Source organism: Planococcus donghaensis MPA1U2 (assembly GCF_000189395.1).
GTDB lineage: Bacteria > Bacillota > Bacilli > Bacillales_A > Planococcaceae > Planococcus > Planococcus donghaensis_B.
Genome location: NZ_AEPB01000025.1, coordinates 16,522 through 33,257 on the forward strand (window position 1 = coordinate 16,522; position 16,736 = coordinate 33,257).

At 36.9% G+C, this 16,736-nt stretch carries 13 protein-coding genes and 1 pseudogene; 2 read left to right on the top strand and 12 right to left on the bottom strand.

Annotated features, from left to right (window positions below; all coding sequences use genetic code 11):
- Positions 1 to 3: 3 nt before the first annotated feature.
- The 7 genes from GPDM_RS06880 to GPDM_RS06910 all read right to left on the bottom strand — a co-directional run bounded on the left by GPDM_RS06880 (position 4) and on the right by GPDM_RS06910 (position 9,471).
- Positions 4 to 2,118, bottom strand: coding sequence for a protein kinase family protein (locus GPDM_RS06880; protein ID WP_008430173.1), 2,115 nt, complete (start codon positions 2,116 to 2,118; stop codon positions 4 to 6).
- A 38-nt stretch (positions 2,119 to 2,156) separates the two neighbouring features.
- Positions 2,157 to 3,173 carry a dTDP-glucose 4,6-dehydratase gene (gene rfbB / locus GPDM_RS06885; protein WP_008430174.1) on the bottom strand — a complete coding sequence of 339 codons (1,017 nt, stop codon included), beginning with the start codon at positions 3,171 to 3,173 and terminating at the stop codon, positions 2,157 to 2,159.
- A gap of 12 nt (positions 3,174 to 3,185) precedes the next feature.
- The gene (gene rfbA, locus GPDM_RS06890) at positions 3,186 to 4,076 is read right to left on the bottom strand and encodes a glucose-1-phosphate thymidylyltransferase RfbA (protein ID WP_008430175.1); all 891 of its coding nucleotides are present in this window, start codon (positions 4,074 to 4,076) and stop codon (positions 3,186 to 3,188) included.
- A 17-nt stretch (positions 4,077 to 4,093) separates the two neighbouring features.
- Entirely contained in the window at positions 4,094 to 5,245 is a 1,152-nt protein-coding gene (locus GPDM_RS06895; protein ID WP_008430176.1) for a DegT/DnrJ/EryC1/StrS family aminotransferase, read from the bottom strand.
- A 36-nt stretch (positions 5,246 to 5,281) separates the two neighbouring features.
- Positions 5,282 to 6,760 carry a lipopolysaccharide biosynthesis protein gene (locus GPDM_RS06900; protein WP_008430177.1) on the bottom strand — a complete coding sequence of 493 codons (1,479 nt, stop codon included), beginning with the start codon at positions 6,758 to 6,760 and terminating at the stop codon, positions 5,282 to 5,284.
- Positions 6,761 to 7,234: 474 nt separating this feature from the next.
- A complete protein-coding gene (locus tag GPDM_RS06905; protein WP_008430179.1) occupies positions 7,235 to 8,146 on the bottom strand; it encodes a glycosyltransferase family 2 protein in 912 nt (303 codons plus the stop codon).
- A 200-nt stretch (positions 8,147 to 8,346) separates the two neighbouring features.
- Positions 8,347 to 9,471 carry a right-handed parallel beta-helix repeat-containing protein gene (locus tag GPDM_RS06910; protein WP_008430180.1) on the bottom strand — a complete coding sequence of 375 codons (1,125 nt, stop codon included), beginning with the start codon at positions 9,469 to 9,471 and terminating at the stop codon, positions 8,347 to 8,349.
- Positions 9,472 to 9,805: 334 nt separating this feature from the next.
- On the opposite strand from GPDM_RS06910, the gene GPDM_RS06915 reads away from it, so the two are divergent.
- Complete coding sequence (locus GPDM_RS06915; protein WP_008430181.1) at positions 9,806 to 10,795, top strand: GNAT family N-acetyltransferase; 990 nt, start codon at positions 9,806 to 9,808, stop codon at positions 10,793 to 10,795.
- A gap of 35 nt (positions 10,796 to 10,830) precedes the next feature.
- Here GPDM_RS06915 and galE read toward each other — a convergent pair.
- The 5 genes and pseudogenes from galE to GPDM_RS06940 form a co-directional block, all read right to left on the bottom strand.
- Positions 10,831 to 11,797, bottom strand: a pseudogene (galE, locus tag GPDM_RS06920) (UDP-glucose 4-epimerase GalE).
- A gap of 250 nt (positions 11,798 to 12,047) precedes the next feature.
- Complete coding sequence (locus GPDM_RS06925; RefSeq protein WP_008430185.1) at positions 12,048 to 13,175, bottom strand: right-handed parallel beta-helix repeat-containing protein; 1,128 nt, start codon at positions 13,173 to 13,175, stop codon at positions 12,048 to 12,050.
- A gap of 133 nt (positions 13,176 to 13,308) precedes the next feature.
- On the bottom strand, positions 13,309 to 13,542 hold the full coding sequence (locus GPDM_RS06930; RefSeq protein ID WP_008430187.1) for a hypothetical protein: 234 nt from the start codon (positions 13,540 to 13,542) through the stop codon (positions 13,309 to 13,311).
- A 187-nt stretch (positions 13,543 to 13,729) separates the two neighbouring features.
- Positions 13,730 to 14,209 carry a VanZ family protein gene (locus GPDM_RS06935; protein ID WP_008430190.1) on the bottom strand — a complete coding sequence of 160 codons (480 nt, stop codon included), beginning with the start codon at positions 14,207 to 14,209 and terminating at the stop codon, positions 13,730 to 13,732.
- A gap of 171 nt (positions 14,210 to 14,380) precedes the next feature.
- Positions 14,381 to 15,379 (bottom strand): peptidoglycan bridge formation glycyltransferase FemA/FemB family protein, encoded by a 999-nt coding sequence (locus tag GPDM_RS06940; RefSeq protein ID WP_008430192.1) that lies wholly within the window; start codon positions 15,377 to 15,379, stop codon positions 14,381 to 14,383.
- 343 nt (positions 15,380 to 15,722) lie between these two features.
- Here GPDM_RS06940 and GPDM_RS06945 point away from each other — a divergent pair, with 343 nt between their 5' ends.
- A complete protein-coding gene (locus tag GPDM_RS06945; RefSeq protein WP_008430193.1) occupies positions 15,723 to 16,724 on the top strand; it encodes a polysaccharide deacetylase family protein in 1,002 nt (333 codons plus the stop codon).
- Positions 16,725 to 16,736: the final 12 nt, after the last annotated feature.

Below are 16,736 nucleotides of genomic sequence, written 5' to 3' on the forward strand. Positions count from 1 at the left end.
GGTTTAATATAGAATTTTTCTCCACATATTTCGTCGTTGCTTTGGGAAGATCCCATAAGGACGGTCTTCTGCAAAATCTTCTGGAAATCCGTTAAGATCAAACGAATCATTCACGCTTGGTGGTAGTTGCTCGTATTGATATAAAAACTCAAAATCGATTAACCTTAATCCTTCAGATGTCAGCAATATGTTCCCGGGATGAAAATCAATTAGCGCATACCCTTTGTTGTAGAAAAATTCGTTAATGCGGAAAATTTCTTGTTTATGTTTTCGTTTTAAAATTTGTTTTTTAATATGCCAGCTTTCCGTTAATGGATTTGTTTTCAAATAAGGAACAATAATGTAGTTTTCTCCGCTGCTAATCAACTTCGGAATAAATTCACATTCCTTACTCAACTCACCGTAAACGAATTTCTCTCGTTCCAAGAACCGTTCTTTGCCTGCTTTGTATGTCTTTTTCACAGCTTTACGCCCTTGATATTCAATAATTTCTACTTTAGCGCGACGCTTTTTCTCTGAAACGTCAGCAATTACCTTTTCCTCTGTTCGGTAAGCTTTATCCCAAGCCATCACAATGTCTTTTACTTCTGATAAAAGATCGGGAGCGACCGCTGTGATATAATCCAATGCTTCAATTTCATCATCTGCACTATGAAGCGGGTTGGCACGCTGTTCGTTAACTAAAGCAAAGTTAATCTCTGAACGCAGTTGTTCTTTCAACAAATAATGTTGATTGGAAACATGGGGATACTTTTTCTTCATTTTTGCAGGTAATGGTTTGGGGTGATAATCATACATGACCAGTAAGGTGGACGGCTTTCCGCCACTCACTGGCCATGGTCCTTGCCCCCAATTTCCGCCTCTCAAGTTTTGAGTTGCGTTTCTTTTTTGTTCTTCATTGAGTGGAATGGCTCGAATAAGGCATAGTCCGTTACGCTCAAACCAATCAATCATTTTATCGGTCAATTCACGTTCATCTGCCCATTCTCTTACGACAAACACCATCAATTCTCCGTCTTTTTCAAAATTGTGCTCACTCGACTTAATAATCGACTCAAGCCAATTGCCACTGACCCCGATTAATTTACGAATTGTGTCTGTAGAAGGGGCCCAACCTTTTTCCTCAAGAAACTGATGGAAATATTCCAAGCTGATTTCATCAAGCTTATGGCCGGTTTCATTTGCTAAACGTTTTAAAATCCCTGGATAATCATGATCCTGTGGAATCTGCTTCACTGAGCCACCCGATTTTGCAGGAATTCCTGATTTTTCGCCTTTATGATAAACTGCGTGATACATCAAACTAAACAAATGATGATCGGCTGACGGTACGTAATACTTGTTGTTCCAGAGCTGTCGCTGATCCAATATGACCTCTCCAATGTACGGAGGATAATAAGCAATGTTTTTAAAATTACTTCCCATCAGCCCGCCCACACTGTAAATATCAAAAGGCAAAATCCCAACTTTTTCGTTTAATAAGTCTCTTACCTTTTCGATATGTTCGTCGGCAATTAATAAATCTACATCCTCGTCCAACTCTAAAAATGGCAATTCATCAAACCAACGTAAAATCACATAATTCAACTGGCGTTGGTTAAGTATTTCAAAGAAATTCTCGAGGCCAAGTTCGGGCGACAAATATTGTCGTGCTTGCTTTTCTTTTCGATGTCCCCGCTTAAAGACGATGCTAGTTCGCGTACCTCCTAAATGATCCGTAAAATTTTCAAAGCGGAAATCCCACTTTTTCTTTCTGGCTAGTTTATAAGCCCATAGAGGTAAAAAGCTTGCTCGATCAATCATTTTTGCAGGCGTAAAAAGAATGACCTCTGCAGAAGAATGGAAAGCATTTTTCAAATCAAGAAAATCAGCTTTGTTGATTACCAATACTTCTGCATTGTTTTTATAAGTAAGTGTTTTCTCATTGGCATAATAAAGATCTGGATTTCGACTTGTCACAGACTTTTGTGTGCAAATCCCTAAATAATTCTCATATCCTGCACTGGCAAGCTGTTTTTTCATACTACTCGTTTCAGCATTAAACTCCAGTATTTTTACTGACTGCTTTGTTGGATACGCATTCGTTATATATTCACAAATTGTTGGCTGATTTGCCATTACCTTATTCCCCCTTGTCCCCCGGCAGATCTTGATTGTTATTTTTGCGCATATTGCCTGTCAAAATATTGTTGGTATTCACCGCTGATAATTTGTTCCCACCATGCCTTGTTTTCTAAAAACCACTCGACTGTCTGTGCAATTCCAGTATCAAAATCATACACGGGTCGCCAACCCAATCGTTCAATTTTTGTCGGATCAATTGCATATCGTTTGTCATGTCCAAGACGATCTTCGACAAATTCGATTAAGTCTTCTGATTTCCCTAAAGTGCGGATAATCGTCTTAACAACTTCAAGGTTTTTTTGTTCATTGTGTCCGCCAATGTTATATACTTCTCCAATTTCTCCGCTATGCATAACCAAATCGATTGCTGAACAATGATCTTGCACATGCAACCAATCCCGAACATTTTTACCGTCTCCATATACTGGCACTTTTTGATCATTCAGCAACCGAGAAATCGTTAACGGAATTAACTTTTCTGGAAAATGGTAAGGACCATAATTATTGGAACAACGCGTAATATTGATCGGTAAGCCGTATGTTTCATAATACGCTCGAACCAATAAATCCGAAGACGCTTTACTAGCACTGTACGGGCTGCTAGGTTGAAGCGGTGTTTCTTCTGTAAAAAAAGTAGTCGGATCAAACTCTAGCTCTCCGTATACTTCATCTGTAGAAACATGGACGAACTTTTTAATGTTTGCGCGTTTAGCAGCCTCGAGTAATACTTGCGTTCCCAGAACATTGGTGCGGATAAAGATTTCGGGTTCGGCAATAGAGCGGTCAACATGGCTTTCAGCCGCAAAGTGAACAATATACGTAAAGTCAATTTTTTCAAATAATGCATCAATAGCTTGACGATCCGCGATATCAATATGAACAAAGCTATAATTATCATTATTTTCGATCGCTTGATGTTTTGTTAAATCTCCTGCATAAGTTAACAAATCCAAATTATAAATATGGTATTTTGGATAGTTAGCGGCCATGTATTGGACAAAATTACCTCCGATAAACCCCGCTCCACCGGTGACAAGTATATTTTCCATAGGGGCTCTCCTTTACGATTTATTCGATGAAAGTGTTCTCTCACAAGCTATGTCTAACAAATACTTGCCATATTCCGTTTTCTTTAAACACTGCGCCAATTCGATCAAATCTGACTGACTAATATAGCCCTTCCGGAAAGCAATTTCTTCAAGACACGCTACATACAATCCTTGTCGTTTTTGAATCGCTTCGACAAAATTTGAAGCTTCTAACAACGCTTCGTGCGTTCCTGTATCAAGCCACGCAAGTCCACGGCCCATAATATTAACGTGTAATTCACCGCGTTTTAAATATTCATTAATAATAGAAGTAATTTCTTTTTCTCCACGCTCTGAAGGTGTGACTGCTTTAGCGATTTCTACCACTTGATTGTCAAAGAAATAAAGTCCAGGAATCGCATAGGAAGATTTCGGCTGTTCAGGCTTTTCTTCTATAGAAACGATGTTCAACTCATCATCAACTTCAACCACACCGTACGCTCTTGGGTCTGCGACATGACACCCAAAAATGATACTACCTTTTGTTAACTCGGCTGACTCTGTTAGCCGGCTACCAAAATCTGAGCCATAAAAAACATTGTCTCCTAAAACAAGTGCAACAGGAGAATCCCCGATAAAACTCTCCCCAATCGTAAAGGCTTCAGCCAATCCATTCGGCTCTTCTTGAATCGCATACTCTATTTTGATCCCTAACTTTTGTCCGTTTCCAAGTAAACTTAAAAATCCTGAAATGTCTCTTGGCGTAGAAATAATCAACACTTCTTTTATACCTGCAAGCATCAAAACAGATAACGGATAATAAATCATCGGCTTGTCATAAACAGGCAGCATTTGCTTTGAAATTGACTTTGTCAATGGATAAAGACGTGTACCCGTTCCACCAGCTAATATAATCCCTTTCATCATCGCTCCCTCATTTCTTATAATTGAAATAAACTTTCTTGAGTTACATGAAGTTCTTGAAGAATCGCACAAATTTGAACGACTGATTCAACAGGTAACTCTCCGTAATAAGGCATTGCCAATACTTGCTGCACAGCCTTTTGAGCTTGCGGTAGATTTTTGGGATGAGCGGATGCAAGTTCGCTATACCATTCAAAATCACTGCAAAGTGGAGAAAAATATTTTCTTGCGAATACATTGTGCTTCTGAAGTTCTTCATAAACAACATCTCTCGATCGACCAAATTTCTCTTGATCGATGCCAATAACAAAATATTGATAACTGCTAGATTCATCTTCTAATGTCGTTAAAACCCGAATTCCTTCAATAGCCGCTAAACTTTTTTCATAAGCATGTTTAATCGCATGGCGTTTGTTCCGTTCTTCTTCTATTACTTTTAAGACTTCTAAGCCTACCCCCGCTTGAATTTCATTCATTTTGGCATTTAATCCGGATAATCCAATTTCTTCAGTATTCACAATTCCAAAATTTCTCAGTAATTGTAACCGTTTGTCGAGTGCTGCATCTTGATAAGTTAATGCTCCACCTTCAACCGTATTAAATAACTTAGTAGCGTGAAAACTGAACATCGTCATATCTCCAAAATGACTAATAGGAAGACCGTTTACTTTTGCACCAAAAGCATGTGCACCGTCATAAATAACTTTTAATTGATGTTTATCAGCAATTGCTTGAATTTTTTCAACATCACATGGATTTCCAAATACATGGACCCCTAGAATTGCACTCGTTTTCTCAGTAATTAATGCTTCGATTTTATCGGCATCAATATTGAAAGTAACTGGATCTATATCACAAAAGACAGGTGTTAGATTGTTCCAATCTAATGCTTGAACAGTTGCTGGAAATGTAAACGGCGTAGTAATCACTTCTCCTGTTAACTCTAAAGCTCTCAGCCCTAGCAATAATGCCAACGTGCCATTTGAGAACAGCGAAATGTGATCTACTTCTAAATAGTCTTTGAGCTGATCACTCAATTCGTTATGTTGTGCCCCAAAGTTTGTCAGTTGTTTACTGTCCCATACCGTTTTCATTCTTTCAGTTACAGCCTCAATATTTGGCAATAATGGTCTAGTAACATAAATGGGTTGTTCAAAAGCTTTTGCCATTCTATTCCCTCCCTTGATAAGCAACTTTTAAGTAAGTTAGCCTGCCTTAACGGCTTTTATCTTTTTTATAAAAGGCACCAATAAATCATAGACGGTATCAAACTCCTGAATTTTCAATAGTTTTGAAATAGCGATATAAAAAATGGCACCAATGCCAATTTGTAAAACTAGCGTCAAAAGTTCTGATAGCGGAAGAAATTCACCGATACTGTAGACAACTGCGCCCATTGCTAGTGAAATAGTATAAATCGGCAAGAGATCTCGTATTTGCTCTTTGACGCCATACGATATTTCGCGTCCTGAAAAATAAATATTGATAAACAATGACACATGAGAGTCTAGAACCATCGTGGCCACTAGTATGGTAATGCTCCAATCCATCCAGATCACAAGAATAATAAGAACTGTAGGAATGATTGTTTTAATAATTTCTAAGTAGAGAAACAAATCAGAGCGTCCTTTAACTTGTAGAATGTTTAAGTTCAACGCATGAATGGGGTACAGCATGCTCGCGATGCACAAAAGTTGAAAATAAGGCACCATAGGCAACCATTTTGCACCAAAAATCAAGTAAACTAATGGCTCTGCCACTGCCGCTAAGCCGACCATCAGTGGAAAAATTAAAAATCCCGAAAGCTTAATAACCTTTTTGAAGCTTTGTTTTAACCGCTCTTCTTGATCTTGAATGCCACTTAACACCGGATAAGTCACCCGTTGAATTGTCGCTGTTAGTGACTGAGTCGCAACATCACTGAATTTAGAGGCATTGGTAAAATACCCAAGAGCTCCAGCTGAGTATTGCTTTCCGATAATTAAGAAGTACACATTGTTATATGCAGTATCGATCAATCCCGACACAAGAAGCTTCCAACCAAATCCAAACAAGCGCTTGAACGAGACAACACTAAAGGTAAGTGAAGGTAACCATTTTCTATAAAAAACTAGTAGTAATGCTTGGATTAAATTCATTCCCAGCATGCGAATCACAAGGCTCCATACACCAAACCCTGTCATAGCCATAACAACCGCAATAACACCTGACAAAATACTCGCTGTCATATTGACCTTTGCTTGCACTTTGAAATTCACTTCTTTAGTAAACATGGCTCGTGGAATAATCGAGAACGCGTTAATAATAACGCCTAACGTTAGCACTCGAATAATAGACGTCAACTGTGCTTGATCAAAAAAGTTACTAATTAGCGGAGCCGATAAAAACAGCACGCCGTAAATAAAAATTGAAACGGCAAAGTTAAAATAAAATACCGTCGAATAATCGGTTTGATCGGCTTTTTGATCTCGGATTAACGCTTGCGTAAAACCACTATCAACAAGTGAATTTGAAAGGGCTACAAACACTAAAATCATTCCTATTAATCCAAAATGTTCAGGTGCCAACAATCGCGCAAGAATAATCTGAATAATAAACTGAATGCCTTGATTGCCCAACATGTCTCCGAAGCTCCACAGCAGTCCACTGATTGTTTTTTTCTTCAATGAGTTTTCCTGTTTCATAGGCCTTCTCCTATCTCAATCGGTTAAAACCTAGTTATCTATAAATCTTAAAACACTGAATATATACCTAGGATAATAGGTATATAAAATCTAATTATTACATTAATAGTGTTACCTCCATTTCAAAAACGTTACTTTGTGCTTAATTCTTGTACTTGCTTTTCATTCTAACATAATACATGTCTAAAATAACAGATAATTTAGATTATTTTTATTTTTTATTTTGCAAATTATTCCACTCTTTTTCATTTCGTAGACAATTCAGTAGCTTTTCAGTACAAAATCTGAGTATCATTCTTCAATTAACTGTTATATCCTTACTATTTTCAGGAAATATTCTATACTCAATCATTGCGCTTCTTTTATAGACCAATTTTACTAATTCCTATTTATAAAATTGGTCGAAAAAAAGCAGTTTCGAACAGCTGGAAATACCAGTTGTTCAAAACTGCTTTTTATAATTTCACAAGATTATTAAATCGTGATTCTTTTGAAGATCCGCTTAAAAAACTCAGGTTTCACATAAAACTGTCGATACCCTTTTTTCAAGGTTTCTTTAATTTTTAATTGCTTTAACAGCAAATAAAAGCGATTACGTTTTTTGGTGCGGCTGATGACGTCATCGTATTTAAAATTGGTATGGGCATTTACCTCATCGAGTAAATTCGCAACATCTTGAAGGTGTTTTTGCTTTGCCGAGATGTCGTTAAGATAGACATCCGTCCAAGAGCCTTTTACTTCCACTCGGTAGGCTGCCATATTCCGATCCATGTAATACATCGTACCACTCAACGCTCCTAAGATGACCATCGGGTAGTCACCAATTGTCGCATTCAAGTAAAAATCGGGCATTCCTGGAATTTTTTCACGAGAATACATAATTGAGTTAGTGGCGAACAATTCGCCTCCACCCTCAATGACTTCTTCCACAGAAAAAATTCTGTCCCGATGGCTCGGTCGAACAGCAGCGACTTTTTTCTTTGTTACAGCAGAGACCTTTTCTGCAGCATGTACGCACATGCTGCATTCAGGATGCGCTTCCATATAATCCACTTGTCTTTGCAGTTTCTCCGGATCCGTCCAATAATCATCGCCCTCACAAACCGCGATATATTTTCCTAATCCACGCTCACTATTGAACACCTCAAAAGGAATATCTTGTGAATACTGATTTTCTGTTTGGTAGATGGGTTTGACGATATCCGGATATTTCTGTTCATAACTTCTGATGATGTCAGCTGTTCGGTCAGTAGATGCATCGTCATGAATTAAAATTTCATAAGCGAAATCTGTTTTCTGCATTAACATACTATCTAATGCCTCCGCTATAAAATCTTCATGATTATAAGCATTACACTCGATACTCACCATTATCCGGTTTCCCATAAATTACAGACTCCTCTACAGTTAAGTAAGTTTTCGTCATTAGCTTAAATAAACTAATTCGAAATTCCTCTGTTAGATTTAACAGAATAGAATGCTAATGATTTTTCTATACATAACGTATCTTAGCATAGAAACTTATTGTAAAAAGATTATTCAGATAAATTAGTTAAAAATTTTACACAAAAGCAAAGTTTTGGATATCATTCATCCATAACTATAAAGTTCTCTCTCTGATACTTCACTCTCAACTCTTCATCACGAAGAATCAAGTTGTTTTTTTCGATGGTATTACCGCGCACAATATGTCCTGTTCCAACATTGATATAAATCCCTCTTTCTGAGCTTTCACGAGGACTGATGGCCAAGTTGTTAAGTATGCTGATGTTATGACTTGGGGTCATTAAGTTTTTCCCACCGTCACCTGGTCTTATCGCAATATTGTATTCATTGTTATAAACTAGGTTGCCTTTTATGACGTTAGATTCTGCTCCATTTTTAACATCAATGCCGTAATAAAAACCACTGACCATATTTTTCTCAATATTGCTTTCTTTTTCACTTTCTATTGTAATGCCTTGTTGATCTGTATAACCAGGACGATTTTCAGATACCATGCAGCCTTTTACTAAATTATGTTTCCCTTTCCCGAATAATGAAAGGTGGCCGTCCCCTGAATTTCTGACTACACAAGATTCGATTGTATTATAATCCGATGCAAAATTGATGATTCCAGAACCATAATTGGATTCACTTATTACATTTCGGATCACATTGTTGTGGGCATGATGCAAATGAATTCCTTGAGAATAATTTTTCGTGTAAACATTTTCTATCGAACTTTCTCGACTGTTCTGCAGTAAAATAGCAATATTCGAAATTAACGAACCACCTTCAGGCAATTGATCTCCCATAAAAAAGCCGCCTTTTAAATGGACATCTGCCGTCGCCATTATCCAAAACACACCATACTCACCCGCTGATTCTGTCTGAAAAATCGCTTGCTCCATTATTATGGTGATTGGTTTGGAGATTTTTAAAGCAAAATAACTGTCTCCATATCCAGTACTAGCCTTTAAATCGGGGTTTTTAGTCAATTTATAAATTCCCGGCGGAATATGCAATTCCCCACCTATTGGAGTTTCATCAATCGCTTGTTGAATTGCTTGAGTATCATCTGTCACGCCATCACCTTCTGCTCCAAATTTTGTAGTAGAATCGCTTGTTTCTTTTTCCCCCAAAAAACCTTGGGTCATCATTACAATAGCAATGAGTCCACAAATTCCCAGTATAACAAGAAGCATACGAGTGATTTTCTTAAATGTCATGGACAGCTCTCCTTCAACCTCACTGCTTTATCGAAAAATCATGATAAAATAGTGCTTGAACTTTAGTATAAGCCAAGATTTCTTAAAATGCACACTCTTCTGAATACTTTTTATATAAATTTAGTCATTTAATTCGTTACTCTATCCTATAGCCTATAAAACTTCACTTATAAAAAACAAAGAAATTTTTTACCCCTCGCATTCACCTATAATGTTCGTTATAATCATTACAATAGTTGTTTTTTGAAAATTTAGTCATATTAACAGGATTCCGAATCCTGCTTAGCTGACTACTTAGAGAAAAGAGAATTTATAAGGAAATGAGGTTTTACTTTTGAGAGATTTATTTTTCGTAAAAGATTATGTCAAATTGTATGAAGAAATCGAAGGAGGAAACTGCGAAGTCTTCGAATTCAACCATCCTGTAGGTACGGTTTATCATCAGTTTATCAAAAGGGAAATTCCCGTTCCCTTAGAAGGCGGCCCATACTTTGATTTGCTTACACCTTACGGTTATGGTGGGCCTGTCGTAACCGAACTCAAGGATACGACAAAAAAAGATGAGTTAATTAATCTTTTCTGTCAGGCCTTTCAAGATTATTGCATGGACCACAATATCGTCAGTGAATTTGTTCGTTTCCATCCACTTGTAAACAATGCTCAAGATTTTGATTCTTGTTATAACGTTCTTTTTAGGCGTCATACTACGGGTATCACACTGAAAGGCTTTGAAGATCCGATTCAAGAAGAATTTTCAAGCTCCACTCGCAAGAGAATTCGTAAAGCATTAAGAGATGGTGTCACTTATCGAATCACAGAAAACCCATCTAACTTAGACGAGTTTCAAGATATCTATCTCACTACCATGAAACGAGTAGGAGCAGAAGATTTTTACTTATTCGACGATGCATACTTCTCGAAAATGATTGAAAATTTAGGCGAACAAATGGTATTAGTCGAAGCGATTTACGATTCACAAGTAATTGGGGCAGAACTTCATTTTCATACTGGGCCGTATGTTCATACTCACCTATCTGGCACCATCGATGGGGATATCAATCATTTGTCTCCTGTTTATGTAATGACTTACGCTATTGTATTATGGGCACAAGAGCGTGGCGTGGAGTATATTCATTCAGGCGGGGGCGTGAATCCAGGTCCTGATGACTCATTGTACTTATTCAAAAAGAGGTTTGGTAAAAACACGGAATTCGACTATTATGTAGGCAATAAAATATGGAATGAAGAAATTTATGAAAAGTTGAATGAGGCGACTAATGCCACTTCAGAAAGCGAACTTTTCCCGGCATATCGCTGGTCATAAAAAAAGGGAAGCAGCCGAGTCTGCTTCCCTTTTTCTTATTTTGAATGCCATGCCCACGCACTTGAAATAATTGCGTTTAAGTCATAGGCTGGTTTCCAACCTAAATCTTCATTAATTTTATGGGCCGATGCTACAAGCGCAGCTGGATCCCCTGCTCGTCTCGCTGCATATTCAATCGCAGCGTTTTTTACCAGATATTTTCTGGCACGTTTCAATAATTTCTTTAACAGAATATCCTGCTCCGTTACCCAGGTTATAGGTTTTGTTCGTAATTTTCCCAGTAGCCATGCCTTCATATGACAAAATATGTGCTCGTGCCAAATCTGTTACGTGAATATAATCACGGATGCACGTGCCATCTGCTGTCTCGTAATCTGTGCCGAATACAGATATTTTATCGCGTTGTCCAAGGAGATGTTGCAGCACAATTGGGATTAAATGCGACTCCGGGTCATGGCTTTCACCAATTTCACCAGATTCATGCGCGCCTGCTGCGTTAAAATAACGCAATACGACATATTGGAAATCATGGACATGTGCTAAGTCGGCTAGAACTTGCTCAATCATTAACTTCGAGCGACCGTATGGATTGATTGGGTTTGTTGCTGTTTCTTCTGTAATCATGTCTGTATCAGGTATGCCATATGTGGCTGCTGTTGAAGAAAAGATAAATCGTTTAACACCATGTTCGATCATTTTTTCCAGCAACACTAGTGTCGCACTAACATTATTACGGTAATATTTTAATGGATTTTGTACTGACTCACCTACTAAGCTGTTTGCCGCAAAATGAAATACCGCATCAATCTTATGCGTTGTAAAGATTTCATCTAAAATCGCAGAATCTCCTAAATCACCTTTGATAAAGGTAGCCTTTGAGTCGATTAATTGTTCAAAACCTGTCGTCAAATTATCCAGCACGACAACGTCATATGTATTCACCAATTCTTTGACAGTATGACTGCCAATATAACCCGCGCCTCCACAAACTAAAATTGCCATAAATATTTACCTCCTATAAGTTATTCTATTTCCAATTATACCATTTGCAGGTGTATTTATTCTGAAAAAAATAGTCAACCGCACCTTATTTCGCTCTGTCCGCACCTCACACAGGTTTAAGCGCACCTCATCGCCCTAGCTCCGCACCTCAAACGTACTTTTCCGCACCTCCACGCACCGATACCGCACCTCACCATAAAAACACGATTCCAAGATTCTTGGAATCGTGTTTAGGATATGGCTTTTAATTTTAATCTTCATCTTCTTCGACAAAGTAATTTTGGCTTTCATAAATAGCTAATTCTTCATCCGACATAATCAGGTTGTGGACATTTAACGTATTGCCAATAACTACATGTCCACTCCCCGCTCCCACATAAATCCCATAAGACGATTTTTCGCGTGGATCAATTACCATATTGTTTAAAATTTGTGTATTATAACTCGGCAATTCGAGATTTTCACCGCCATCTCCGCCTCGCACCGCGATATTGTATTCGTTGTTAAATGAAATATTTGATTGGATGATATTTGATTTCGAGTCATTTTTTACGTCGATTCCATAGTAAAATCCGCTAACCGTATTATTTTCGACTACACTTCTCGACTCACCCTCGACGGTAATCCCTTGTTGGTCATCATAGTTAGGACGATCTTCTGTGACAACACAATTGACCACACGATTATTTTTACCGCCTCCATATAAAGACACATGGCCGTCACCAGAATTTCGTACCACACATGAATCAATAAGATTATCGTCCGAATCAAAATTAATGATTCCTGAACCGTAATTAAATTCAGCAGTTACGTTTTGAACAATGTTGTGGTGAGAATGATTAAGATGAACTCCTTGGGAAAAATTCTTTAAATAAGTATTTTCAATCGAGCTATCATTTGTGTAAAGAAACAATATACCAATATGAGACGTTAAAGACCCGTCTTCTGGTAACCGCTCTCCCATTAAAAAGCCACCTTTTAAATGAACATCCTCTGTTTTATTGACCCAAAACACGCCATATTCATCATCGGTGTCGGTTTGGAATATCGCTTCTTCCATCAAAATCGTAATCGGCTTTGAAATTTTCAACGCAAAATAACTATCACCATATCCCGTAACGGCTTTGTGGTCAGGATTTTTTGTAACTTTGTAAACACCAGGCTCAATTTCCAAAGTGCCTCCTGCTGGCGTATCATCAATAGCACTCTGAAGTTCTACTGTTTTGTCTTCCGCTTCATCAAAACTAGCACTATAACTTTCAGGTCCATTTTGCGCTTCACTGCCTTGTGACATTTTTTCCATTATTAAAAATAAGTAACTAAATCCAGCTATCCCTAAAACAACCACGAACAGAAATCCGAACGTTTTGGCTTTCATCAAAGACACCTCCTTTAGCGAGATTTCATTTCCCCTATCATACAGACTTATTATTAAAAATAAAAGTTTATTGTCCGATAATTCAGATAACAGAGTAAAATAGGTTAATAAGCACTAAAAAACACGACAACCATTAGACTTGTTCTGATGGTTGTCGTGCGTTATTTCCTTTATGTGATTGCTGCTGTTCAGACGATTCTGTATTCGGCTTTACTGTAGTTGTTAGTTCACTCTCGTGGTTTTTACCACGCGCTAACAATTCTTCCCGATGACTGTGGGTTGCTTCTTCTCGCTTCGAACTTGCTTTTCCTAACGAAAAAAGAACAGCCATTACAAACATAAAGCTGCCCGTAATTAAAGCCCACATATACTCCACCTCTTTTTAAGTAAATCAGTTACTATCATGATTGCACTTCTCCTTACAATTGCCATTAATCTTTCTGATTCTATCTATTTTACGCTTATTCCTAACCAATTAATAGATTCATATGTACCAGTAATCTGAAAATAGATGAATCTTTAAGATCAAATTAAATCTATTTTTTGTTATAATTCTATTTTAAATTTCTTTTTATTGTCTTTTCTTTCTGTAAAATCCACAACTTACCAAATATAACCTGAAAAATCACACTCAATCCCACGCCGCCGCTGTCGATTAAGACATCTCTAATTTCTCCACTTCGTCCTTTAATGAATAATTGATGAACTTCATCTGTTATAGCATACAAAACACTTATACCAAAACCTAGCATTAATTGTTTGACTCCTCGCACACCGCTACTTTTCCAAGCATTTAAGCTCAATAACCCTAATATAAAATAGGCGAAAAAATGAGCATTTTTTCGAACAAAAGTATGAAAGCTTTCTATATTCATATCTAGTTGAGATACTACTCCCTCAAAAACACTTAATAATGCTGCGACAATACCTGAACTTAACTGACTAGAAACAGATCCTGGTTGATGGGAAAGATAAAAAATAATAGCCATCCAGCAGAAAACTGCTATCCACGAAATGTGTTTATATACTTTCATAAAACAAATCCTTTTCTATTAAAATCGTTTTCTTGATTAAAAGTTATTATAGCACTCGTTTGAAAAAGCCGTAAATAAGCCCACTAAATCTCTTTTACAAAATAAAAAAGAAGCTGCTTTAAAAAGCAAACTTCTCGTATTTATACCCAATTGATATATAACAAATTACTCTTATATTACTTTAACTGGAGTTGAGCGGTATGCAGGAAAAGAAGTCCCTACTTTATCCACACCTACAGCTTCACATAATGCATCGTACACTTTTGGATTCCAAATTTTATTACTTACATAAAACGGGAATTCGGTATTTTTCCCAAATTGCTTTTTAAAAAGGTATAGGGGATCATCCAGTCTACCTGTTATACCGCCACCTTCATGAATAAGCTCCATACCATGTTCTTTCCCCCATAGCACTAAAGCATAACGCATCACAAAAGCTGACGATAAATGTTGATATTCCTGCAATGTTCCAGATAAATGAATATGAATAAACTTCCCGTAAGCAAAATTTAATCCACTCGCAATTACTTTTCCTTCATATATCACTTCCACAATAAGTGTGTATTCCTTTAATGATTGAAGAAGTCCACTAAAGTATTCATCATCAAAATAATAAACTGATGCGGCATCTCTTCTCTTCATCGTCTCGTGGTAGAGGCGTTTAAAATTCTTTAAGTCAGAAGGATTAACAATTACACGAAATTCAACACCAGCTTTTAAAGCTTTTTGTATACTTTTTTGTTTGGATCTAGAAAACTCCGATTTAATCGGATCCTCAAAATCTTTTAAGTTGGTACCCGTTGTGAAACGACGAAACGTCAATTCATAACAACTTTTAAAGTCTTGAGCGTTTGTTAACAATGGATGAAAACGCACAAACTCGCTAACAATATTTTCTTTAAAACAGTATTCTTCAAAAGCATATTGAAAAGCTTGAACAACTTCTGATTTATGCTCTTCCTCGCAATCAGTAATGCACGGACCTCCATACCCATACGGAGTTGTAATATCGTAGAAAGTTTCTTCATTTATGTTTACGGAAATAGGCCTTTTTATAAATAAGTGTTCGATTTTTCCAAATGGGTGTTGAAATTTGAATACTTCACAAACCCCATTTTCAATCTTTTCGTATAAGCGACCATAATTTTTCTCAAAATAGATATCCTTCAACTCGAAGATGCCTCCTCATTACTGAAAATTTATAAACTCTCTGTAATCTCTAGTTGTAAATTCCCATTATCTTACAAGCGAAACTTCACTATCTATTATTTTAGCACAAATCATTTAGTAATACTTCTAAAAAAACAAAATTATTAGAATATTTAGTAATCTAATTTCACTTAAAATTCCAATTTAATTATATAGTGATTCAAAAGAATCAATCGAAATAATAAAATAGATAGTAAATACCTATTTTACTGTTGACATTATACAGATATTAGCTGATAATCTATTTATATTACTATTTTTTACAGAAAGGATTTGCTATACATATGCAAAAAAATAAAGTGAAATGAAAAATTCAAAGTTCACTTTATGCCTTTTATTTGTAATTGGCATTTGTCTTACACTTTCCATTTCAAAAGCAGAAGCGCATTATACAGATAATCCATTAAACAAATCCGAATTTCTACCAACCAATTACATGTCGCCAAATTTACTCATGGGGACACCACTACGTTTTGTTTTGGAGTATTATCGCTTTAAAATAGGTTGGAACGACACACCTACTGTTGTTCCGATTAGCTCTTCAAAAGCAACTCCAGTAGCTATTCCTGTATTGATGTACCATATTTTGATACTAGGTCGAAATGATTCAATTAGTGTAGATCCGGTTCGTTTCAAAGAACAAATGCTTTCTTTAAAGTCAGCCGGTTATACGACTATTACTGAACTAGAGTTACTTGCTCACCTAGAAGAAGATGCTGCTTTGCCTGATAAGCCAATTTTAATCACGTTCGACGACGGCTATATTAGTAATTACTCAATTGCCTTTCCGATACTAAAAGAATTAAACATGAAGGCAAGTATTTATGTGATTGCAAGTCGTATTTTCGAAACCAATGGCGTTACTGCTGGAGAATACGAAAAGTTTTCTTGGCAACAAGCTAGAGAAATGGTGGGAACGATGAGCATTCAAAGTCATACATGGGACTCTCATTCTAAACAGCCAGATTTCCAGCAGCAAGACCGCGGACTCATCACGAGTCGCTTGTTTACAGACAACAAGTTAGAAACACAGCAAGAGTTTGAAGATCGTACATTTACGGATTTGTCTACAGCTAAAAACACCATCGAGAAAAATGTTGGGACTCAAGTTGTGGCAATTAGCTACCCATACGGGGAATATACGGACGACACCATTCGTTTAGCAAAAAAAGCAGGATATAAAATGGCTTTCACTATTCATAACGGGACTAATAACCACTATTCATCTCCTTTTGAATTAAAACGAATCACCGCTGACGGAAAGTATTCTGGTGAAGAATTGATCCGACTAATTGAATCCGATTAAAAAAGCAGCGAC

Bases quoted from the DNA above. Each gene is read 5' to 3' on its own strand.
- GPDM_RS06905 (WP_008430179.1), bottom strand. From the start codon at position 8,146: ATGGGAAACCGGATAATGGTGAGTATCGAGTGTAATGCTTATAATCAT.
- GPDM_RS06895 (WP_008430176.1), bottom strand. From the start codon at position 5,245: ATGGCAAAAGCTTTTGAACAACCCATTTATGTTACTAGACCATTATTG.
- GPDM_RS06910 (WP_008430180.1), bottom strand. From the start codon at position 9,471: ATGACATTTAAGAAAATCACTCGTATGCTTCTTGTTATACTGGGAATT.
- rfbA (WP_008430175.1), bottom strand. From the start codon at position 4,076: ATGAAAGGGATTATATTAGCTGGTGGAACGGGTACACGTCTTTATCCA.
- GPDM_RS06900 (WP_008430177.1), bottom strand. From the start codon at position 6,760: ATGAAACAGGAAAACTCATTGAAGAAAAAAACAATCAGTGGACTGCTG.
- rfbB (WP_008430174.1), bottom strand. From the start codon at position 3,173: ATGGAAAATATACTTGTCACCGGTGGAGCGGGGTTTATCGGAGGTAAT.
- GPDM_RS06880 (WP_008430173.1), bottom strand. From the start codon at position 2,118: ATGGCAAATCAGCCAACAATTTGTGAATATATAACGAATGCGTATCCA.
- GPDM_RS06925 (WP_008430185.1), bottom strand. From the start codon at position 13,175: ATGAAAGCCAAAACGTTCGGATTTCTGTTCGTGGTTGTTTTAGGGATA.
- GPDM_RS06935 (WP_008430190.1), bottom strand. From the start codon at position 14,209: ATGAAAGTATATAAACACATTTCGTGGATAGCAGTTTTCTGCTGGATG.
- GPDM_RS06945 (WP_008430193.1), top strand. From the start codon at position 15,723: ATGAAAAATTCAAAGTTCACTTTATGCCTTTTATTTGTAATTGGCATT.
- GPDM_RS06930 (WP_008430187.1), bottom strand. From the start codon at position 13,542: ATGTGGGCTTTAATTACGGGCAGCTTTATGTTTGTAATGGCTGTTCTT.